This window comes from Anoxynatronum sibiricum (assembly GCF_039414295.1).
Lineage (GTDB): Bacteria > Bacillota > Clostridia > Peptostreptococcales > Tindalliaceae > Anoxynatronum > Anoxynatronum sibiricum.
Genome location: NZ_JBCITM010000028.1, coordinates 15,256 through 35,552 on the forward strand (window position 1 = coordinate 15,256; position 20,297 = coordinate 35,552).

The 20,297-nt window shown below is 52.8% G+C and carries 20 protein-coding genes; 13 read left to right on the top strand and 7 right to left on the bottom strand.

The features are described from left to right. Positions 1 to 49 precede the first annotated feature (49 nt). The 3 genes from AAIG11_RS16735 to AAIG11_RS16745 are packed head-to-tail and all read left to right on the top strand — an operon-like array spanning position 50 to position 4,908. On the top strand, positions 50 to 2,548 hold the full coding sequence (locus AAIG11_RS16735; RefSeq protein WP_343187386.1) for a glycogen/starch/alpha-glucan phosphorylase: 2,499 nt from the start codon (positions 50 to 52) through the stop codon (positions 2,546 to 2,548). Between the two features lie 40 nt (positions 2,549 to 2,588). After that, positions 2,589 to 4,562, top strand: a complete 1,974-nt coding sequence (locus AAIG11_RS16740; RefSeq protein ID WP_343187387.1) for a glycoside hydrolase family 13 protein — start codon at positions 2,589 to 2,591, stop codon at positions 4,560 to 4,562. A 10-nt stretch (positions 4,563 to 4,572) separates the two neighbouring features. Further along, positions 4,573 to 4,908: a YerC/YecD family TrpR-related protein gene (locus AAIG11_RS16745; protein WP_343187388.1), complete on the top strand. Its 336-nt coding sequence runs from the start codon at positions 4,573 to 4,575 to the stop codon at positions 4,906 to 4,908. A gap of 15 nt (positions 4,909 to 4,923) precedes the next feature. Here AAIG11_RS16745 and dapG read toward each other — a convergent pair whose 3' ends face one another. Continuing rightward, positions 4,924 to 6,156, bottom strand: a complete 1,233-nt coding sequence (gene dapG / locus AAIG11_RS16750) for an aspartate kinase (protein WP_343187389.1) — start codon at positions 6,154 to 6,156, stop codon at positions 4,924 to 4,926. A gap of 104 nt (positions 6,157 to 6,260) precedes the next feature. Here dapG and AAIG11_RS16755 point away from each other — a divergent pair, with 104 nt between their 5' ends. The 7 genes from AAIG11_RS16755 (at position 6,261) to aroB (ending at position 14,236) form a co-directional block, all read left to right on the top strand. Then, positions 6,261 to 6,998: a phosphatase gene (locus AAIG11_RS16755; protein ID WP_343187390.1), complete on the top strand. Its 738-nt coding sequence runs from the start codon at positions 6,261 to 6,263 to the stop codon at positions 6,996 to 6,998. 609 nt (positions 6,999 to 7,607) lie between these two features. Next, entirely contained in the window at positions 7,608 to 8,609 is a 1,002-nt protein-coding gene (gene aroF / locus AAIG11_RS16760) for a 3-deoxy-7-phosphoheptulonate synthase (RefSeq protein ID WP_343187391.1), read from the top strand. A gap of 33 nt (positions 8,610 to 8,642) precedes the next feature. Further along, on the top strand, positions 8,643 to 9,776 hold the full coding sequence (locus AAIG11_RS16765; RefSeq protein WP_343187392.1) for a prephenate dehydrogenase/arogenate dehydrogenase family protein: 1,134 nt from the start codon (positions 8,643 to 8,645) through the stop codon (positions 9,774 to 9,776). Then, a complete protein-coding gene (gene aroA, locus AAIG11_RS16770; RefSeq protein ID WP_343187393.1) occupies positions 9,751 to 11,034 on the top strand; it encodes a 3-phosphoshikimate 1-carboxyvinyltransferase in 1,284 nt (427 codons plus the stop codon). The genes AAIG11_RS16765 and aroA overlap by 26 nt, the downstream gene beginning before the upstream one ends. Further along, positions 11,031 to 11,864 carry a prephenate dehydratase gene (pheA, locus tag AAIG11_RS16775; RefSeq protein ID WP_343187394.1) on the top strand — a complete coding sequence of 278 codons (834 nt, stop codon included), beginning with the start codon at positions 11,031 to 11,033 and terminating at the stop codon, positions 11,862 to 11,864. The genes aroA and pheA overlap by 4 nt, the downstream gene beginning before the upstream one ends. Before the next feature lie 141 nt (positions 11,865 to 12,005). Then, positions 12,006 to 13,142: a chorismate synthase gene (aroC, locus tag AAIG11_RS16780; protein WP_343187395.1), complete on the top strand. Its 1,137-nt coding sequence runs from the start codon at positions 12,006 to 12,008 to the stop codon at positions 13,140 to 13,142. Continuing rightward, the gene (aroB, locus tag AAIG11_RS16785) at positions 13,121 to 14,236 is read left to right on the top strand and encodes a 3-dehydroquinate synthase (protein WP_343187396.1); all 1,116 of its coding nucleotides are present in this window, start codon (positions 13,121 to 13,123) and stop codon (positions 14,234 to 14,236) included. Before aroC ends, aroB begins: the two co-directional genes overlap by 22 nt. A gap of 402 nt (positions 14,237 to 14,638) precedes the next feature. On the opposite strand, the gene AAIG11_RS16790 is transcribed toward aroB, so the two are convergent. The 3 genes from AAIG11_RS16790 to AAIG11_RS16800 are packed head-to-tail and all read right to left on the bottom strand — an operon-like array spanning position 14,639 to position 16,639. Beyond that, entirely contained in the window at positions 14,639 to 15,184 is a 546-nt protein-coding gene (locus AAIG11_RS16790) for a hypothetical protein (RefSeq protein WP_343187397.1), read from the bottom strand. Positions 15,185 to 15,225: 41 nt separating this feature from the next. Further along, complete coding sequence (locus tag AAIG11_RS16795) at positions 15,226 to 16,386, bottom strand: cytochrome c biogenesis CcdA family protein (RefSeq protein WP_343187398.1); 1,161 nt, start codon at positions 16,384 to 16,386, stop codon at positions 15,226 to 15,228. Continuing rightward, positions 16,355 to 16,639 (bottom strand): hypothetical protein, encoded by a 285-nt coding sequence (locus AAIG11_RS16800; RefSeq protein ID WP_343187399.1) that lies wholly within the window; start codon positions 16,637 to 16,639, stop codon positions 16,355 to 16,357. Before AAIG11_RS16800 ends, AAIG11_RS16795 begins: the two co-directional genes overlap by 32 nt. A gap of 187 nt (positions 16,640 to 16,826) precedes the next feature. On the opposite strand from AAIG11_RS16800, the gene AAIG11_RS16805 reads away from it, so the two are divergent. Further along, a complete protein-coding gene (locus AAIG11_RS16805; RefSeq protein ID WP_343187400.1) occupies positions 16,827 to 17,831 on the top strand; it encodes a copper amine oxidase N-terminal domain-containing protein in 1,005 nt (334 codons plus the stop codon). Between the two features lie 43 nt (positions 17,832 to 17,874). Beyond that, the gene (locus AAIG11_RS16810; RefSeq protein ID WP_343187401.1) at positions 17,875 to 18,255 is read left to right on the top strand and encodes a hypothetical protein; all 381 of its coding nucleotides are present in this window, start codon (positions 17,875 to 17,877) and stop codon (positions 18,253 to 18,255) included. Between the two features lie 43 nt (positions 18,256 to 18,298). Here the strand turns inward: AAIG11_RS16810 and AAIG11_RS16815 are convergent, their stop codons facing one another. The 3 genes from AAIG11_RS16815 to AAIG11_RS16825 form a co-directional block, all read right to left on the bottom strand. Then, positions 18,299 to 18,754, bottom strand: coding sequence for a helix-turn-helix domain-containing protein (locus tag AAIG11_RS16815; protein ID WP_343187402.1), 456 nt, complete (start codon positions 18,752 to 18,754; stop codon positions 18,299 to 18,301). A gap of 1 nt (position 18,755) precedes the next feature. Next, positions 18,756 to 19,079 (bottom strand): DUF4258 domain-containing protein, encoded by a 324-nt coding sequence (locus tag AAIG11_RS16820; protein WP_343187403.1) that lies wholly within the window; start codon positions 19,077 to 19,079, stop codon positions 18,756 to 18,758. 72 nt (positions 19,080 to 19,151) lie between these two features. After that, on the bottom strand, positions 19,152 to 19,475 hold the full coding sequence (locus AAIG11_RS16825; RefSeq protein ID WP_343187404.1) for a hypothetical protein: 324 nt from the start codon (positions 19,473 to 19,475) through the stop codon (positions 19,152 to 19,154). 184 nt (positions 19,476 to 19,659) lie between these two features. On the opposite strand from AAIG11_RS16825, the gene AAIG11_RS16830 reads away from it, so the two are divergent. Further along, the coding region (locus AAIG11_RS16830) for a copper amine oxidase N-terminal domain-containing protein (protein ID WP_343187405.1) at positions 19,660 to 20,297 on the top strand (638 nt) is incomplete at its 3' end.

Below are 20,297 nucleotides of genomic sequence, written 5' to 3' on the forward strand. Positions count from 1 at the left end.
CATAACAGGATTGTAAGGTGAAGCTGATCAGTGAAAAGGAGTTAAGCCAATGGATACGAAAGAAGTAAAAAAAGCAGTTGCCGCAAAGGAAAAGGAAGTGCCTCAGGTTGACCGGGTTCTGGTCAACCAAATAAAAGAAAATGTGGAAATGAAACTGCAGACCCTCTACGCTCGCACCCTGAAAACGGCTTCTGATGGGCAGATATATAAAGCCATGTCCATGGCATTGAGAGATCGTGTCATGGAAAAATGGGCCTATTCGAAAGAACAGGAAATCGAAACCAATGGCCGGCAGCTCTATTATCTGTCTATGGAATTTCTCATGGGCCGGCTTTTCGGGAACAATCTGATGAACCTGGGGCTGGAGGCACCGGTGATGCAGGCTTGTCAGGAACTGGGCATTGATCTGGAAAAAGTGCGCAACAGCGAGCCAGATGCCGGTTTGGGCAATGGAGGGTTGGGGAGACTGGCTGCCTGCTTTTTGGACTCCCTGGCCACTCTGGGAATGGAGGGCCATGGGAACGGTATTCGCTATGAATATGGCCTGTTTAAGCAGAAAATCGTGAATGGCTTTCAGGTGGAGGTGCCCGATCCCTGGTTGGAAGACGGGAACGTGTGGGAAGTGGCCAAGCCGGAAGAACCGGAAATCATCTGTTTTGGCGGGAAAGTGGAACGAAAGATTAAAAATGGCAAAGAATATGTGATGCTGGAAGATGCCCAGTGCGTGAAAGCCATCCCCTACGATGTCCCGGTGCTGGGATATGATTCTGAAGTGGTGAACACGCTGAGGCTGTGGGGAGCACGGGCGCTGAAGCCAATGGACATGGGCCTTTTTGGTCAGGGACGCTATGTGGATTCTTTGGCAGAAAAAGAGCTGGCAGAGGTGATCTCCAAAGTACTGTATCCTGAGGATAACCATCCGGAAGGAAAAGCACTTCGCCTGAAACAGCAATATTTCTTTGTATCAGCTTCCATTCAGAGCATCCATCGAAAATTCAAGGATGCCGGCAACAATATCTTTGATTTTCATAAAAAAGTGGTGGTTCATGTGAATGACACCCATCCGGCTCTGGCGATCCCCGAGCTGATGCGCATTCTCATGGACAAAGAGGGCCTGGACTGGGAAGATGCCTGGAGTATTACCCGCCAGACCTTCGCCTATACCAACCACACCATTCTGGAAGAAGCCTTGGAACGGTGGCCGGAAGAAATGCTGCGAAACCTGCTGCCACGTATCTATGAAATTGTCTATGAGATCAACGAAAATTTCTGCAAGGACCTATGGAAACTTCATCCAGGCCAATGGGATCATATTGCCCGCATGGCCATCATATCTTACGGGGAAGTGCACATGGCCCGTTTGTGCATTGCCGGTTCTTTCTCTGTGAATGGTGTGGCGAAGCTGCACACAGATATTCTTAAAAGAGAAGTATTTAAGGATTTTTACCAGGTGGAGCCCCAGAAGTTTAAAGCCATTACCAATGGCGTCACCCATCGCCGGTTCCTGCTGAAAGCCAATCCCAAACTGGCACATCTCATTACTGAACACATCGGTGATGGGTGGATCAAGCGCCCGGGAGAATTGACCCATTTCAAAGAACAGGCTGGCAACAAGGATGTTCAGGAGCAACTGGCAGCCATTCGTCATGAGAACAAAGCGAAGCTGGCAGATCACATTTTTCACAAGTACGCCATCACCGTTGATCCGGATTCCATTTTCGATGTGCAGGTGAAACGGCTCCACGAATATAAACGGCAGCTGCTGAACGTGATGCATATCATGTTTCTGTATAATAAAATTCTGGATAATCCTGATTTCCCCATGCATCCCCGCACCTTTATCTTTGGAGCCAAGGCGGCCCCCGGTTATCACAATGCCAAGATGATCATTAAACTGATCCATACCCTGGCGAAAAAAGTCAACAATGACCCCCGGGTAAAAGACAAAATCAAGGTGGTGTTCATGGAAAACTACCGGGTCTCCCTGGCCGAGCGGATCATTCCGGCTTCCGATGTGAGTGAGCAGATCTCCACCGCTGGAAAAGAAGCCTCGGGAACGGGCAATATGAAGTTCATGCTCAATGGTGCCCTTACCATCGGAACACTGGACGGTGCCAACGTGGAAATGAAGGAAGCTGTTGGTACCGACAATATCTATATCTTTGGATTAACGGCAGAGGAAGTGTCCAATTATTACCAGCTGGGCCATTACCGGCCTTATGAACTGTACCAGAGACAACCGGAGCTGCGCCAGGTGATGGACCAATTGGTGAATGGATTCCTGCAGGAAGAACATCCTGATATGTTCCAGGGGCTCTACAATGGGTTGCTGTATGGTCACTACGGCATGGCTGATCCTTATTTTCTTTTGAAAGATTTCGAGCCTTATTGCCAGGCCCAGACCCGTTTGGGCCTGGAGTACAAAAAGCCGGAGATGTGGTGGAAAAAAGCCATTCTCAATATTTCCCACGCCGGTGAGTTTTCCAGTGATCGCACCATTCGTGACTATAACGAACAGGTGTGGCACCTGCCGATTTACGGCAAATAAGAGTCAAATGTGTGTAAAAACAGGAAAGAAGGGATCAGTCATGATGCGGGATCAGCTTTATCATCATTCCCACCAGCCCTTTTATCGCAGCCCCTTTGGGGCTGTTCCTGTCTCTCGGGAAGTCACACTGCGCCTTGGCGGAACATTGATGCCCACGGCAGCAAAAGCAAGTGTGCGCCTGTGGCGGGAAGGGCTGGGAGAAGAAATCATAGCCATGAGCCCCATTGAAGGCTCCGAAACAGCCAAAGCCGTATGGGAAGCCCGTTTCATTGCGTTAAAAAAACCAGGGCTTGTCTGGTACTACTTTGTGGTGGAACATGAGGAAGGAGTTCGCTACTACGGCAACAATTCACAGCGGCTGGGAGGATTGGGGCAAATGCAGATGGAAGCACCCTACTCCTGGCAACTGACTGTTCACCGGGACCAAATGCATGTGCCCGCCTGGTACAAAGAAGGCATTATGTATCAGATTTTTCCGGACCGTTTTTATAACGGTCTTTCCCGGAACAAGATCAGAAGCCCCAAGAAAAACAGCTTTCTTTATGGGCACTGGGAAGATGATCCGGTATATGTGAAGGATCCGGTGACGGGAAGTATTTTACGTTGGGATTTTCATGGCGGCAACCTGGAAGGCATCATTGAAAAACTGCCATACCTGCAATCTCTGGGAATTTCCATTCTATATTTAAATCCTATTTTTGAAGCCGCCAGCAACCATCGATACGATACCGGTGATTATAAAAAAATTGACCCCATGCTGGGGTCGGAAGCCACTTTTGAAACGCTTTGCCAAAAGGCAGAAGCCTTGGGAATGCGGATCATTCTGGATGGGGTTTTCAGTCATACAGGCAGTGACAGCCGTTATTTCAACCGGGAAGGCAACTACGCCACGCTGGGAGCGTATCACAGCAAGAACTCTCCCTACTTCCCCTGGTATCGTTTCAAAAATTACCCGGAGGAGTACGATTGCTGGTGGGGGATTGATAACATGCCCAATACCAATGAAATGGAGCACTCTTTCCGCAGTTTCATCATTGACGATGAAGACAGTGTGATCCGCAGGTGGCTGCGCAAGGGTGCTGCCGGGTGGCGACTGGACGTGGCCGATGAACTGCCGGACCCCTTTATCCGGGAACTGCGCCAGGCCATGAAAGAAACCAACCCTGAAAGTGTGCTCATTGGTGAAGTCTGGGAAGACGCCACCAACAAGGTGGCCTACGGAGAACGGCGTGAATATTTGTTGGGAGACGAGCTGGATGCAGTGATGAACTATCCATTCAGAGAGGCCATGATCCGTTTCTTCACAGAAAAAGACAGTGGTGCTGAAACGGCCATGCAGTTAATGAGCCTGTACGAAAATTACCCCCGGGAGGCTTTTTACAGTTGCATGAACCTGGTGGGAAGCCATGACCGAACACGCATCTTAACAGTGCTGGGAGAGGCGCCGGATGAAGCGGGCATGGGAACTCAGGAAAAAATACAGTACCGGCTTCCCAAAAAGAAACGCCGCCGGGCAGAAAGACGGTTTTATCTTCTCACGGCATTTCAGATGACTTTCCCCGGTGTTCCGGTGATTTACTATGGGGATGAAGCGGGTATGGAAGGCTTCAGCGATCCCCTGAACCGGCGGACTTTCCCCTGGGGTTCTGAAAACCAGGCCCTTTTGAACTGGTTCAAAAAAATGACCGCTATCCGTAACGGTCATGAAGTGTTTTCAAAAGGGGACTGGCAGCTTCTCAGCACCGGCGAGAATCACATTGCCTTCACCCGGTGTTTCTGTTCCGGTGATGAAGGTGAATTGGCCGTGGTGGCGTTGAATCGACATGAGAAACAATCGGTGGTTTTTCAGGAGAAAATGCCCCGCTCAACGGAAGCGCCACTGACAGACCTGATCAGCGGCTCCCAGGTGATACTGGAGGGTGAGTGGCTCACTCTGGAACTGGCACCCCAAACAGTGATGATTTTGCTGGCACCGCTTAAAACCACTGCCTGTGAAGACGACAAAGTGGTATAATGAGGGTATTATGAAAAGGGGTGAGCCTGTGTCCTACGAGTCCAAACTGAAAGATCCTTTTGCCGATGCGCTATTTGAAGCTGTACTGGCACTGGAAACTGTCGAGGAATGCTACCGCTTTTTTGAAGACATCTGTACCATCAAAGAGGTTCAGTCCATCTCTCAGAGGCTGGCAGTGGCCCGCCTTCTGAAAGAAGGAAAAACCTACAGTGAAATTGAGAAGACAACTGGTGCCAGCACAGCCACCATCAGCCGGGTCAACCGGTGCCTGCTCTATGGTGCAGATGGTTATCAGCTGATTCTGAAACGGCTGGCTGAAAGGCAGGAGACGGACAAGCAGGATTGATGAAGATGACGGTTGTCAGCTGTTGGATTTGCGGCGGTCAAGGCCAAAGGACTGGTGGAGAGCCTGCACCGCCCGGTGGGCTTCAGGGCTGGGAACCAGACAGGAGATAGTGGCATGTGAGTCAGAACTTTGCAGCAGGGGGATCCCCTGATCTGTCAGGGCCCGCATGACTGTGGCCATGACACCGGGAATGCCGGTCATCCGATTACCAATGAGGGTGACCTTGCTCACCTCTGGAAACAGTTCGCAGGTAAAGGGCCGGCTTTCCATCAACTGGTGAAAACGGGAGACGCCGCTGTTATCAATGACAAAAGCTTTACGATCAGTGGAGAAGTTGATCATATCAATACTGATCCCGCTGGTGGCAAGATCATCAAAAAAGAGACTCTCCGTAGCCGCATCTCCCTGGGAAACCAATACGACCCGGGTCAGCCCATCTTTTTGGGTAATGGCAGTCAGCAGTTCCTCTCTCTGGGTGGTATAAGCCGTGTTGAAAGTCTGATGACGGGCACAGATCAGCGTGCCGGGGTGATCGCTCATGGTATTGCGGATTCGCAGAGTGACACCATTTTGCCGGGCGATTTCCACTGCCCGGGGATGAATCACTTTAGCTCCCTGATCCGCCATCTGAAAGATCTCGTCATAATGAATTTCATCCAACATACAGGCCTGGGGAACCACCCGTGGGTCTGCCGTCATGATGCCGTTCACATCGGTGTAGATTTCCACGCATTCGGCCTTCAGGGCTGCGCCCAGAGCCACAGCCGTTGTGTCGCTGCCACCACGGCCAAGGGTGGTGATTTCCTGACGTGCGTTGATTCCCTGGAAACCAGTGACCACGGGGATAATTCCCTGCTCCAGATACCCCAGCAGTTTTTCTTTTTCAATACTTAGAATATCTGCCTCACCAAAATGATCGTCTGTCACAATGCCGGCCTGCCAGCCAGTGAGTGCCACGGCAGGGTGACCGGAAGCTTCCAGAAGGTCGGAGACTACCACAGCTGAAATAATCTCGCCGCAGGAAAGCAGCAGATCAAGATTTTTCTGGCTGGTGGGAGTGCCCTCCATGGCCACCAGGTTTTTGAGGGTATCAGTGGCGTAGGGAGCTCCATTCCGTCCCATGGCTGACACCACCACCACAGGCATCAGGTCTTTCTGTTTCGCCTGACCAATTTTACGAAGTGCCTGTTCCCGGGCTTCCGGGGCAGCTAAAGAAGTACCACCAAATTTTTGCACAATGATTTTCACTGATCCACGTCCTTCCAATGGCTAACCTGCGGTATGTCTCTATCCTACTACAGGTGACAGGTCTTTCACAAGAGTCAACTCATCGGAAAAGAGGTGCCGGTTCCATGTTTTTTGAAACAGATACCCACTGCCACACCCTCTCCAGCGGGCACGCTTACAGCACCATTGGAGAAATGGCTGCCTACGCAGCTGAAAGGGGGCTGAAGCTCATCGCCATGACCGACCACGCCCCTGCCATGCCCGATGCACCGGGCACCACCCATTTTCGAAACCTGCGCATTTTACCGAAAACCCTTTCAGGAGTGGAGATTCTAAAGGGAGCTGAAGTCAATATTTTAAGTCATGAGGGCGATCTTGATCTGCCAGACAGCGTACTGTCAGATCTGGACCTGGTGATTGCCAGTCTTCATCTGCCCTGCATCAAACCTGGCAGCCGGGAGGAAAATACCCAGGCGTTAATTAAGGCAGTTGCCAATCCCCATGTCCATGTGCTGGGGCACATTGGTAATCCTCTTTTTCCCATTCATGCAGAAACGGTGGTCAAAGCGGTGCACGCATTTCGCAAGTTAATCGAAATTAACAACAGCTCCTTGCAGCCCCACAGTTTTCGGAAGGGAAGTCTGGAAAACTGCCGAAAGATTCTTGAGCTCTGCCGCGACATGAACCAACCGGTGGTGCTGGGCAGTGATGCCCACGGAGCCTGGGATGTGGGTCGATTTGACAAAGCGGAAATACTCATAGAAGAGCTGCAGGTGCCCGAAGAGCTGGTGCTGAGTACCAGTGTCCGCCGTCTGAAACATTACCTCTCAACAGGTGAGTGTCTGCCCTCTGAAAGACGGTGAAGGTAAGCAGTCCTGAAAATCCCGGCTTCCTGCCTGAAGCCCCGAGACTTTGCGTAAGGTTGATGGGGGGACCTGACAGGCCAGATCAATGTCTGCTTTTTTCAGATTTTTTCATATTTTTGCATGAATATGATTGACAGACTTGTCACAGGCGATTATAATAACCATAACTTCCCGCCGGTAAAGATTGCGGACAGGCAGATTGCCTGCAGGGAAGCATGATAAAGCCGAAGGAATGTGAAGAAGATGCCGTCACTGAAACTGAACCGACAATTCCATGAAGTATTTGGCTATTACTTTTTTAGCTGGGGCTATTTTTACTTTAGCGCCGGTACTTTTGCGTGGCCAAAACTTCACAGACTGTGGTTCAATCTAAGTGCTCCCGCCCTCTCATAGGGTGGCATACACATCTTTCAATGGCCTCTGCCTCAATACCAGACAGGGAAACCGGGAGACTCTTAGAGAGTCTCTTTTTTATTTGGCGGCAAAGGCATCACCATCAACATCCGGCAGGAGACGTCCTGTTGAGATAAATGGCAGGCTCTTTAACCACTTTCAATTACTTGTGTCCCATATCAACCATCAAATCAGTTAACAGGAGGGAAATAAATGGTTATTGTCATGAAACCTTCAGCACCAACAGCCATCATCGAAAAAATCAAACAAAAAATGCTCAGCCTGGGCTGCGAAGTCCATGAATCCAAAGGAACTGACAGAACGCTGCTGGGCCTTGTGGGGGACACCCGAAAGATCAACCCCAGTCAAATTGAAGCCAACGAACATGTGGAGCGTTTGATTCGGGTCATGCACCCCTTCAAACTGGCCTCCCGGGATTTTCACCCGGAAGATACCGTGGTTAAACTGGACGGCGTTACCATTGGAAACGGCAGCCTGGTGATGATGGCTGGCCCCTGCGCCGTTGAAAGCGAAGACCAGCTGATGGATATTGCCTGCAATGTAAGACGATTGGGAGCCCGTATGCTCCGGGGCGGTGCTTTCAAACCCCGCACCTCACCCTACAGTTTTCAGGGAATGGGGGAAGAAGGCCTTAAGCTGCTGAAAAAAGCAAAAGAAGTTACTGGGATGCCGGTGGTGTCAGAGGCCATGGATCAGGCGAACTTTGACATGGTGGCAGAATATGTGGATCTCATTCAGATTGGTGCCCGGAATATGCAGAACTTCGCCTTGCTGAAGCAGGCTGGTAAAAGCGGCAAACCCATTTTGCTGAAACGGGGGATGAGTGCCACTGTGGAAGAATTCCTCATGTCGGCAGAGTATGTGTTGGCCCAGGGGAACCCCAACGTGGTGTTGTGTGAACGGGGCATCCGCACCTTCGAGACTTACACCCGCAACACCCTTGACCTGAGTGCAGTGCCGGTGATCAAAGAGCTGAGCCATCTGCCTGTGGTGGTGGACCCCAGCCATGGTACCGGAAAATGGACCCTGGTGGAACCTATGTCCAAGGCAGCAGTGGCCGTGGGAGCCGACGGACTGATCGTTGAGGTTCACAATCAACCGGAGGAAGCAGTGTCAGATGGTGCCCAGTCCCTGAAATACGATAATTTTCAGCGGTTGATGGACACTGTACAGAAAATTTACGCCGTTCGGTAATGACAACTGATACCGACGGAAGGAGACGACACCATGAATGACTTTCACCAAATTGCTGTTATTGGCCTGGGGTTAATGGGAGGAAGCATGGCCATGGCGCTTAAAGAGCGCATTCCCTGTATGTTGGTGGGATATGATGCCCATCCGGAAACCTGTCGCCTGGCGCTCGAGATGGCACTGGTTGACCAGGTGGCAGAGAATATGGTCGCAGCAGTGGCCCAGGCTGATCTGGTGATTCTGGCAACTCCTGTGGGCAGCTACACGGCCCTTTTCAAGGCAATGGCACCTAATCTTAAACCGGGAGCAGTGGTCACTGACCTGGGAAGCGTGAAAGTGCCGGCCATGACAGCAGCAGCCGACCATCTGTTGCCAGAAACCGCTTTTGTCGGCGGACACCCTCTGGCAGGATCAGAAAAAGGCGGTTTGCCGGCAGCGACATCCACCCTCTTTGAAAATGCCTATTATTTTCTGACACCAGACGAAAAAACACCAGAAACCGCCATTAACCGGCTAAAAACGTTGGTCTCCACCCTGGGAGCCTTTCCCGTGACACTGGAAGCTGGCCGCCATGACGAAATTCTGGCCAACACCAGTCACCTTCCCCATATGATGGCTTCATTACTGGCAGCCACTGTGGGAGAAAAAGCCGATGAAAGCATGACCGCCTTCACCGGCAGCGGGTTTCGTGATACCACCCGGATTGCCGCCGGAAGTCCGGCTCTCTGGGAAGAAATTTTCCACTTGAACCGGCGACAATTGCTAATTTGCCTGCAAGACCTGGAAAAGAAAGTGCAGGCGGTGACCCAGGCACTGAAGCAAGAAGATCGGAAATGGATGCAGGATTTTCTTGAAGCAGGCAAAGTCTTTCGGGACCAGTTGCCGGCAGCAGGAAAAGACTATCTGCCGGCCTGGTATGAACTGTATGTGGACATCAAGGACGAACCGGGGGCGTTGGCCACTATCACCGGTGTTCTGGCGAAAGCCGGTGTTAACATTCGGGAGATTGAAATCCTTCATGCCCGAGAGGGAGAAAAGGGCGCAGTGCGACTGGCCTTCCTCAGTGCCGAAGCAGAGCAGCAGGCAATGAAAGCACTCAGCGGGGAAGGCTGTTCCTTCGCCCGAAGCAAAGGAGAGAAACAAGATGCTCACCATCAATCAAGCCATTAAACTCAACGGAACCTGCCGGGTTCCCGGTGACAAGTCCATCAGTCATCGGGCGGTCATGCTGGCTGGAATCAGCGAAGGCACCACTGAAATTACCGGATTTTTAGAAGGGGAAGACTGCCTGTCCACCCTGCGTTGTTTTCAGCAAATGGGCATACAGGTGGCGCATGGCGGCGATGCCATGGTCATCACCGGAAGAGGCACAGAAGGCCTGTTAGAGCCTCAGGATATCCTGGACGCCGGTAATTCCGGCACCACCATTCGTCTTATGTCTGGTATTCTCAGCGGCCAGCCCTTTCTTTCAGTCATCACCGGCGACAGTTCACTGAGAAGCCGTCCCATGGATCGAATTTCGGTGCCCCTGCGCCAAATGGGTGCTGTTATTGACGGGCGTGAAGGCGGTCGCAAGGCACCTCTGGTGATTCGTGGAGGCGGTTTGAAAGCCATCGATTACGCCATGCCGGTGGCCAGTGCCCAGGTGAAATCGGCAGTGCTCCTGGCCGGTCTTTATGCTGAAGGAGTCACCAGCGTCACTGAACCCCGGGCCAGCCGGGATCATACAGAGCGGATGCTTCAGGCTTTTGGCGCTGATGTTCGTTCTGAAGGTCTTGTGCGCAGCATCCGTCCCTCCCAATTAAAGGGCACCCGGGTGGAAGTGCCGGGAGATATTTCCTCTGCGGCCTTCCTCCTGGTGGCAGCTGCCTGCCTTCCCGGCTCCCGATTAACACTGGAAGGCGTGGGATTGAATTCGACCCGTGCAGGAATCATCACCGTGCTCCAACGAATGGGGGCATCCATTGAGATTCTCAACCAGCGGGAAGCCGGCGGGGAACCCATTGGCGATATCATCATTGCCGGAAGCACCCTGAAGGGCATTGAGATTGGAGAAGAACTGGTGCCAAGTCTCATTGACGAAATCCCCGTGATTGCCGTGGCAGCCGCCTGCGCCCAGGGAGAAACCCGCATCACCGGTGCCCGGGAACTGCGGGTGAAAGAAACAGATCGGATCAGTGCCATGGCCCAGGAGCTTTCCCGGGTGGGAGTTCAGGTGGAAACCCTGGAGGACGGCATGGTGATTCAGGGACCTCAGCGAATACAGGGTGGGACGGTGGAAAGCCACGGTGACCACCGCATCGCCATGGCCATGGCTGTGGCTGGTCTTATGGCAGAATCGCCGGTACATATTCAGCAACCGGAGTGCATGGCGGTCTCCTTCCCAGGCTTCGAGCAGACATTGAAGCAACTGGTGGTGAGCCGATGATCTGTGGGTATTTGGGCCCCCAGGGCTCTTACAGCTATTTGGCTTTAACGGAAGGTTTTCCGGAAATGACACCGGAAGCCTGCGACACGTTCTCTGAAATCATTGAAAAGGTGGATACGGGAGCCATTGCCGCGGGGCTGCTTCCTGTTGAAAACTCCACCGAAGGTGCGGTGACTGCCGTGATGGACAGCCTCCTCACGTTGCAACACGGTGCCATCCAGGCGGAGGTGATTTATACCGTCTGCCATCATCTGTTTATGGCAGAAAAAGATGAGGCAGCCATGAACACAGCCTACTCCCATCCCCAGGCCATTGAGCAATGCCGTCATTTTTTCCGCACCCATTATCCCGGAGTTAAGCTGGTGCCCTGCGAAAGTACTTCAACAGCCTGCCTGTTGGCCAAAGAAGCCGGTAACGGCACGGCAGCCATCGCCAGCCGCTGGGCCGGGCTGCATCATGGGCTGAAACCAGTGAGGGGCAACATTCAGGACAACCGGTTCAACCAAACCCGCTTTGTGTTGCTGGGAACCGGCACACCTCAGCCTACGGGAAATGATAAAACGGCCATTGCTTTTTCTTTTCACAGAGACACGGCTGGAAACTTATACGAAATTTTAAAAATTTTTGCCGAAGCCAATGTGAATCTGACCCGCATTGAGTCTAGACCTGCTAAAATGGAACTGGGGCAATATGTGTTTTTCATCGACTTTGAAGGGCATCAGCAAGAACCTGCCATCGGTGCCATTCTTGAAAAACTTCGGTTGCTGACCCGCAGCTTGATCATTTTTGGCTCATTTCCAAAGGCTCAGCGGGTGCTGGGAGAAGACTAAGCACTTCAACTTGAAGACAGGGAAGGTAATAACAAGATGTTCCTTCATATCACATGAGGTGGAATAATGCATGACATGACAGTTTTACAAGTGGTTTCTGCGGGAGCAACCATTATCATAAGATGACAGGAAGGTGAAAATATGCTGCGGTATCTGACAGCAGGAGAATCCCACGGGCAAGCGCTGGTGGGCATTCTGGAAGGTTTGCCGGCGGGGATGCCCGTCAACCGGGAAGGCATTGACGAAGATCTGGCACGGCGACAGCAGGGGTACGGCAGAGGCGGCCGTATGGCCATCGAGCAAGACCGAATCCACGTGTTGTCAGGCCTTCGTGGGGGGGTGACACTGGCGAGTCCCCTGGCCTTTACCATCGAAAACCGGGATTATCAAAACTGGCAGCAGGGAATGGACCCCTTCGATGGAGATGTGACCTACCGACAGGTGGTGCATCCCCGGCCGGGCCATGCGGATCTTCCCGGTGCCCTGAAATACGGATTTGATGATATGCGCCCCATTCTGGAGCGGAGCAGTGCCCGGGAAACTGCCGCCAGGGTGGCGGTGGGCAGTATCGCCCGTCAGATGCTGCAACCCTTTGGTATTGAGGCGGCCTGTCATGTGATTTCCATTGGATCGGTGGCCATTCAGCATCAACCCCTTACATTTGAAAGCCTGACGGGTGCTGAAAACTCTCCCGTACGCTGCATTGATGAGTCAGCAGCGACGAAAATGATGGCTGTCATTGACCAGGCCAAAGCCCAGGGAGATTCTCTGGGAGGCGTTGTGGAGGTGCGGGTCAAGGGCCTTCCCGTAGGATTGGGCAGTCACGTGCAATGGGACCGGAAGCTGGATGCCCGGCTGGCCTACGCCCTCATGAGCATTCAGGCAGTCAAGGGCGTGGAAATCGGCGACGGTTTTGAAGCCGCCCGGCGGCCAGGGTCCCAGGTTCATGATGAAATTTATCATGACAAAGACCGGGGCATCCACCGAAAAACCAACCATGCCGGCGGCATTGAAGGCGGCATGAGCAATGGCGAAGAACTGGTGGTGCGCTGCGGGGTGAAGCCCATTCCCACGTTGATGCAGCCGCTGCAAACCATCGACATGCGCACCAAAGAACCCTTTGAAGCGGTGAAGGAGCGCAGTGACACCTGTGCCGTTCCGGCGGCGGCAGTGGTGGCAGAGCTGGTGACCCTCTTTGTGGTGGCCCAGGCTTTTCTGGAAACCTTTGGACGAGATTCCTTTAAGGAGATGAAACGATGCTGGAAACCATCCAGGTAACCACTGGCACCGGCAGCTATGACATTCATATCGGGGAGGGATGTGTCACATCCCTTCTGAATGAGGCAATGCAGGGTTTCTTGCAGCAAAGGCGATGGGCTCTCATTACTGATGAAAAGGTGGCTGCCTGTTATTCCCAGCTAATATCCCATTTGCCGACAGCGGTGGTCACCGTGATCACCCTTCCTGCCGGCGAATCTTCCAAAACCATGGAACAGGCGGCAATAGTGCTGGAAGCGCTGGCTGCTGCCGGGATAACCCGTGAAGACGGATTGATGGCCCTGGGCGGCGGTGTGGTGGGTGACATCACCGGCTTTTGTGCCGCCATTTACATGCGGGGAATTTCCTGGCTTCAAATTCCCACCACGTTACTGGCCCAAGTGGACAGCAGCGTGGGAGGCAAAACCGGGGTGAATCTTCGGGCGGGAAAAAACCTGGCGGGCAGTTTTTATCCGCCTTCAGGGGTTTGGATTGATCCACTGTTTCTGAAAACCCTTCCAGAATCGGAATTTTGGAACGGTTGCAGTGAGGTGGTGAAATATGGCCTCATCGAAGGACCATCTCTCCGGGAGTGGCTGGCCGTTCATTGGGAGAAAATTGCCGCCAGAGATCCCCAGGTGATGACAACCCTCATTGCCAAATGCCTTCAAAGCAAGGCGGCGATTGTAACCGCCGATGAACGGGAAGCAGGGTTGCGGAAGGTGCTGAATGTGGGGCACACTGCCGGTCACGCCATCGAAAAGCTCATGGCTTACCGCATCACCCACGGAGCCGCCCTGCGGGAAGGCATGCTGCTGGAACTGAAAATGGCCAGGGAGCTTCGCTGGCTGTTGCCGGAACAGTACAATGAAATGAAGGTGTTGGTGGAACGTCTGCCGGTACTGGCCACGATGCCGGAGTGGCTGCCGGATCAGCTGGTGGCAGCGATGAAAGGCGATAAGAAAAACCGGCACCAGCAGATTTCCTTCGTGCTGCCACGGGGGCAAGGAAATACAGATACCAGTGTTATTGCCGAAGGAATCGAAGAAAGATGGCTGACGCCGGAAGAGACGATGGCACTGTTGCATCGAATTGCCAGTCCGAAAAACAGCTAAAAAAAACCGCCTCCGTCGAAATGAACTGTCCCCTGTAAAGCAGGCAGATGCAATAACAAAATCATAGGTGGGCTTTCCAAGAATGAATCAAGTAAAGTCACCATATTTTTTATAAGCAGCGCATCGAAGAAATCACTAACATTCAATCAAAGGGGTCAAAAGCGAAGTCCTATCAGGTTAAGCAGGTTAGACAAATGATACTCAGGTATAAATGGGGAGGTGCTGCCGATGGATAAGTATGAGTTGATCATTTGCTGGAGTGAAGAGGATGATGCTTTTATCGAAAAACAACATACCCAAAAGGAAAACCCTTTCAAGAACTTCTTGAAAGGGTTTTCTTGTCACTAAAAACCCATGGCACCATGAACTTCAAAAACGGTGACGGACAGGGCGAAGCCTGCCTCAGTCCACGCCCCTGCCTTCAGCCAGCTCCAGAAAGGCCTCCAGGTCCATAAGGCCCACCCGGTACGCCAGGAGCACCTCTCCCTGCATCCTCAGCAGGGTGGGGGTGACGGGGAATTCGCTGCCTGTTTCTTCCTGCACCTGGGCCCAGAAGGGCTGTTCCAGGAGCCAGTTCACCCTTATGGGGTAATCACCGATTTCAAAGTGGTAGTAGGGCACCTGCCGGGGGGCTGACCGGTAGGCGGAGAGCACCGTTTCTTCCAGTATATAACAGGGCTCGCAGTACACAGAACCAATCATCACCAGGTAGGGCTGGTCTGCCTGGTCAAAGAGGCGGCGCCAGTCTGTGGGGGTGATGTCTCCGTAAGCCTGCACGTCACCCTGAGGGCCGGTGTCCGGGGGGGCGGGGTCTTCCTTGCCGGCAGCAAAGTCCAGGTAGCTTTCCACCGAGTCAAAGGCTTCTTCCTGGGATGAAGCGCCGCCGTTGCAGCCGCTCAGGCCCAGGGACAATAAGAGCAGAAAAAGACACAGGATCGTCCCTTTCACACATGTGGCGGGGTTTTGCATTGTCTATACACCTCCATAGGTTACAGCCACCGCTGCAGGATCACCAACACATACACCGCCATGCCGGTGTAAAAGAAAGCCCCTGCCAGCTTGATGTGTTTCAGGTGGCGGGTCAGGGTGTGGGACACGGTGAGGATGGTCTTGGCGCCGTACACGGCGTAAAACACCAGTATGATGGGGACGATGAACATCAGGTTGTACAGGGCCAGCAGGCCGTACAACTGCCACTGGCCTGGTTGGGTGGAGAGCATAAAGGTCAGGGTGGGCAGGTAAATCTGGCCGGTGCAGAGAAAGTCAATGAGGGACACCAGGACGCTGACAAAAAACGTGGTCAGGTACAGGCTGGCCGGGGACAGGCGTTGGCGCACCAGGCGGTGGATGAGGTGCTTGAGCTTTTTGGGCAGCTGGGTTTTCACCGCCCGTTCATTGCCGGTGCGCAGGTGGTGGTAATCCATGAGGTTGAGCCCGGCAAAGACCAGGCAAAAAAGCACTGTGAGAGCGTAGACCACCCGCAGGGCGGCAGGCAAAAAAGCCAGTTGCAGTAAAAAGGTCATGAGCCCGGCACCGATGACAAAATAGGTGAGAAAGGTGGCGCCGGCGTAGATCCAGCCAACGGTTAGGACCTGCCGGTAATCATCCCCCTGGGCCCCTGCCATCATCACGTAGGACAGCAGGAACATGAGCATGGCCAGGGCGCAGGGGTTCAGTCCGTCCAGGAGGCCGGCCATGAGGACCACGGGCAAGGCAAAGGAAACGGGCCTTTCCGGCAAGGAAGACCTGGGCGGGTCTCCCGTGGCCAGGTAGCGGGCCAGTGTGTCCGGTTCCAAAAACCCCCTGATGGCTTCCAGGCCGGAAAGGGGCAGGTGGTGGTTCACCACCACCAGGGGGATCATGGGTGTCACCCCGTACTGTTGGGCCGTTGCCCGGAGGCGTGCCGTGCCTTCCTGGCCATGGGTGGTGATTTTTTGCACCTGTACCCGCAGGGAGGGGTTTTCATGGGCCGCCTGGTCCAGGGCGGCATGCAGCAGTGCTTCTGCTTCCAGGCAGTACAGGCAGGTATCCACCCCGTAGTAATCCACCTGCAGTTCCGTCACAGAAGCCTCCACCGGCCTGGCCAATGACAGCAGCATCAGCAGGTAGAAGCACCCTTTACGTAAACACAATGGTTTCACCGTCATCATAGGCCAGCACCTTTCGAATCGTTGGATGAAGCTGGCCAATGGCCATGGGCCTGCCCAGCTGTTCCCCATGGTGGCACTGCAACTGTTCCATCAACGCCAGGGCAAGCCAGTGCCGGCAATGGGTTTCGTGGATGATGCAGGGGTCTTCATCGTCAAACCGCTGCAGGCTGGTTTCCACAATGGCCTGACGGGTCAGGGCAATGTGGGTGATGGGTTGAAAGGGCTGGCGGGCAACAGAAAACTGTCCTTTCACAGGCGTTCACTCCTCGCATGACATGCCATATCACTTAGTATAACGTAAAACCCGGCGATGGTGAAGCCCCGGCACAGGGGGCATCCTTCTCACAACACATCAAACACATCATCAAACATGGCCTTGTCCCCATCCGCCCCCTGGGGTACAATAACCCTAACCACATTTCACTAAAGGAGCTGAAATCATGAACCGAAAAACCAGCCTTGCCCTGACCCTGGTCATCCTCATCTTCCTCACCACCCTGGCCCTGCCAGCCACCGCCGCCCAGCACACCATCCGCCTGTTCATCGACAATGTCCCGGTGACCTTCACCGACGCCCACCCCTTTGTGGATGGCAGCAACCGCACCTTGGTACCTGTCCGGGTGGTGAGCGAAAACCTGGGCATGGGCATCACCTGGGATGAGACCGCCCAGCGGGTGGGGATCAACAACGAAATGTTCCTCACCATTGGCAGTGCCACTGCCATGGTCCGGGGGGCTTCCGTGTCCATGGACACCCAGGCCCTCATCGTGGGGGGCAGGACTTTTGTGCCCTTACGTTTTGTCAGTGAAAACTTTGGGGTGACAGTGGACTGGGCCCATAACAGTATGGGGGGCATTGATGTGTTCCTGTACACCGACCCCAGCGCCATGCCGGAGACAGGGCAGGTGCCGGAGCCAACACCACAGCCAGAACCAACACCACAGCCGCCAACAAGCAATATACCTACATTAAGTGATTTTGATCATGTTGAACAAAGTATGCCGAAAGGTGATCAGTCCATGATTGCTGACGGGGTAACTCGAATGAAGCGGGAATCATCACTGGCTTTTCATAAAGCAGTCGTTGATAATATGCAAATGATAGGTAACAAAATATACATATATTTTCCGAAAGCTCCAAGTGGATGCAATTGGCGAGCTGGAGAAGCTTTTTATAGTAATCCAACGGGAGCCATTTGGGGTTCTCGCGGCTACGATTACAATCCTGGTGGTGGTGATTTGGCTGAATACGAATTCAAATCAGTGAGCTCTATACCCATGGATTACGTTGAAACAATATATATCTCTGGTGCACTGGAATGTGATTGGGTAGTGGGGATGTCTGATAACTTTCAAATACTTCATTATGTAAATGATGGAAGAACTAGAACCGTTGTTAGTTATTTCAATGGAAACGAACAAGAATCAATCATAAACTGGCAGTGAGTACCGGTGAAAAGCTAGTCCCTCCCCGTTTCACCTCCATGAAATGAAAAGACCACCTGTCAGTACCTGCCCTGCAGCGGCAGGTGGTTTTCTTCCCAGTACAATAACCCTACATACCCCCTCCTCCGGTCAGACAGCCCTTAAAACAGGTGTGCCCATGGGTCGTTTGACAGTGGCAGCCACGCCCATTGCCGCCATGACCCCCAAGGCGCTGCCGAAATACCGGGAAGCGTGCCTGGCAGCGGGGACGGCCTGGCAGCGGGGACGGAGGGGTTTGGCCAAGGCCTTTGAGGGGGAGGGCCCTGGCAGCTCTGGTGAAGGGGTTTGCCGCGATGACAAAAAAAGACGCCCAACCAGTTCACTCTGGGGGCGTCTTTTTAACAGGTGTTTTCACTCCCACTTCTTTGAAGCACTTTGCCGCTAAAACCTGTTACAACCTCTGGTTCTGATGTATAGCATAGCCCCCGTTACATACAGTGGCTATGCTGTTTGTTCTTCTCCAGGTCTTTTCGAGATATACTTTTGCGTAAGCTTCCAGTCACTTGCTTTGAAGTAGAGGGGCCACTAAGAACACCCTTGATCTCCGCTGCATTGAATCGCCATTCTCTTCCGACTTTAAAGGCTTTGAGCCTGCCATCTTTAATCATATTGTACACCGATTGATTTGAAACTCGAAGAAGCTGAGCCGTTTCAGCTAAGTTCAGCACATCTGGTCGCTTGTTTTCTTCCAGTTCAGAGAAACTCATGCCGATCTCTTGTATCATTTTCACTTCTTCAGTGTCCAGCACCTCTTCGTTGCATGCATCGCACCGGTAAGCATCCACGTTTTCGATTTTAAGCTTGTACTTTTTCCATCCTCCTGCAACGGTGGTTTTTACTTTTATCATTTCTTTGCCGCAAAGAAAACAAACAGGTGCGTTCATGTTACTTCCTCCTCCTAATAAACCCATTGACAGTTTCCCAAACATCTTCGTCTTTTAAGCAAACAGTCACGACATGAGGAAAACGATTTGTGGCAGCAATGACAACGTAAAAACCCGGCCTATCGGCTGGTTCAGCGAACAAGACCTTAATATCACTACACTCATCAGATTTTTGTTCCTCCATAACACAGCCAGTTTCAGCACACTCATATACCTGTTCCTCCGTAATACCGCGTTCCATCATTCTTTCAACAGCGTGAGTGCGGAAAACGAACTTCCTTTTAGAAGCAAAATGTCTGATGAACTGTTCGGCCACGCTCTTCATGAAATCCTCCTATTCATCTGTTACCCATTTTAGCACAAATCAATATAAATTACTATAAAACACTATAAAATGCTATAAAATATTATCAACAAAGACAAGGCAATGGTTTCCATCACTGTGAAGGTACAAGGGTAGTCGTCCACCTGCAGTTCCGTCACAGAAGCCTCCACCGGCCTGGCCAATGGCCATGGGCCTGCCCAGCTGTTCCCCATGGTGGCACTGCAACTGTTCCATCAACGCCAGGGCAAGCCAGTGCCGGCAATGGGTTTCGTGGATGATGCAGGGGTCTTCATCGTCAAACCGCTGCAGGCTGGTTTCCACAATGGCCTGACGGGTCAGGGCAATGTGGGTGATGGGTTGAAAGGGCTGGCGGGCAACAGAAAACTGTCCTTTCACAGGCGTTCACTCCTCGCATGACATGCCATATCACTTAGTATACCGTAAAACCCGGCGATGGTGAAGCCCCGGCGCAGGGGGCATCCTTCTCACATCACATCAAACACATCAAACATGGCCTTGCCCCCATCCGCCCCCTGGGGTACAATAACCCTAACCACATTTCACTAAAGGAGCTGAAATCATGCACCGAAAAACCAGCCTTGCCCTGACCCTGGTCATCCTCATCTTCCTCACCACCCTGGCCCTGCCAGCCACCGCCGCCCAGCACACCATCCGCCTGTTCATCGATGGTACCCCGGTGACCTTCACCGACGCCCGCCCCTTTGTGGATGGCAGCAACCGCACCTTGGTCCCTGTCCGGGTGGTGAGCGAAAACCTGGGCATGGGCATCACCTGGGATGAGACCGCCCAGCGGGTGGGGATCAACAACGAAATGTTCCTCACCATTGGCAGTGCCACTGCCATGGTCCGGGGGGCTTCCGTGTCCATGGACACCCAGGCCCTCATCGTGGGGGGCAGGACTTTTGTGCCCTTACGTTTTGTCAGTGAAAACTTTGGGGTGACAGTGGACTGGGCCCATAACAGCATGGGGGGCATTGATGTGTTCCTGTACACCGACCCCAGCGCCATGCCGGAGACAGGGCAGGTGCCGGAGCCAACACCACAGCCTGAACCAACACCACAGCCGCCAGCAAGCAATATACCTACATTAAGTGATTTTGATCATGTTGAACAAAGTATGCCGAAAGGTGATCAGTCCATGATTGCTGACGGGGTAACTCGAATGAAGCGGGAATCATCACTGGCTTTTCATAAAGC

Bases quoted from the DNA above. Each gene is read 5' to 3' on its own strand.
- AAIG11_RS16735 (WP_343187386.1), top strand. From the start codon at position 50: ATGGATACGAAAGAAGTAAAAAAAGCAGTTGCCGCAAAGGAAAAGGAA.
- AAIG11_RS16740 (WP_343187387.1), top strand. From the start codon at position 2,589: ATGATGCGGGATCAGCTTTATCATCATTCCCACCAGCCCTTTTATCGC.
- AAIG11_RS16745 (WP_343187388.1), top strand. From the start codon at position 4,573: ATGAAAAGGGGTGAGCCTGTGTCCTACGAGTCCAAACTGAAAGATCCT.
- AAIG11_RS16755 (WP_343187390.1), top strand. From the start codon at position 6,261: ATGTTTTTTGAAACAGATACCCACTGCCACACCCTCTCCAGCGGGCAC.
- aroF (WP_343187391.1), top strand. From the start codon at position 7,608: ATGGTTATTGTCATGAAACCTTCAGCACCAACAGCCATCATCGAAAAA.
- AAIG11_RS16765 (WP_343187392.1), top strand. From the start codon at position 8,643: ATGAATGACTTTCACCAAATTGCTGTTATTGGCCTGGGGTTAATGGGA.
- aroA (WP_343187393.1), top strand. From the start codon at position 9,751: ATGCTCACCATCAATCAAGCCATTAAACTCAACGGAACCTGCCGGGTT.
- pheA (WP_343187394.1), top strand. From the start codon at position 11,031: ATGATCTGTGGGTATTTGGGCCCCCAGGGCTCTTACAGCTATTTGGCT.
- aroC (WP_343187395.1), top strand. From the start codon at position 12,006: ATGCTGCGGTATCTGACAGCAGGAGAATCCCACGGGCAAGCGCTGGTG.
- aroB (WP_343187396.1), top strand. From the start codon at position 13,121: ATGCTGGAAACCATCCAGGTAACCACTGGCACCGGCAGCTATGACATT.
- AAIG11_RS16795 (WP_343187398.1), bottom strand. From the start codon at position 16,386: ATGATGACGGTGAAACCATTGTGTTTACGTAAAGGGTGCTTCTACCTG.
- AAIG11_RS16805 (WP_343187400.1), top strand. From the start codon at position 16,827: ATGAACCGAAAAACCAGCCTTGCCCTGACCCTGGTCATCCTCATCTTC.
- AAIG11_RS16810 (WP_343187401.1), top strand. From the start codon at position 17,875: ATGAAAAGACCACCTGTCAGTACCTGCCCTGCAGCGGCAGGTGGTTTT.
- AAIG11_RS16815 (WP_343187402.1), bottom strand. From the start codon at position 18,754: ATGAACGCACCTGTTTGTTTTCTTTGCGGCAAAGAAATGATAAAAGTA.
- AAIG11_RS16820 (WP_343187403.1), bottom strand. From the start codon at position 19,079: ATGAAGAGCGTGGCCGAACAGTTCATCAGACATTTTGCTTCTAAAAGG.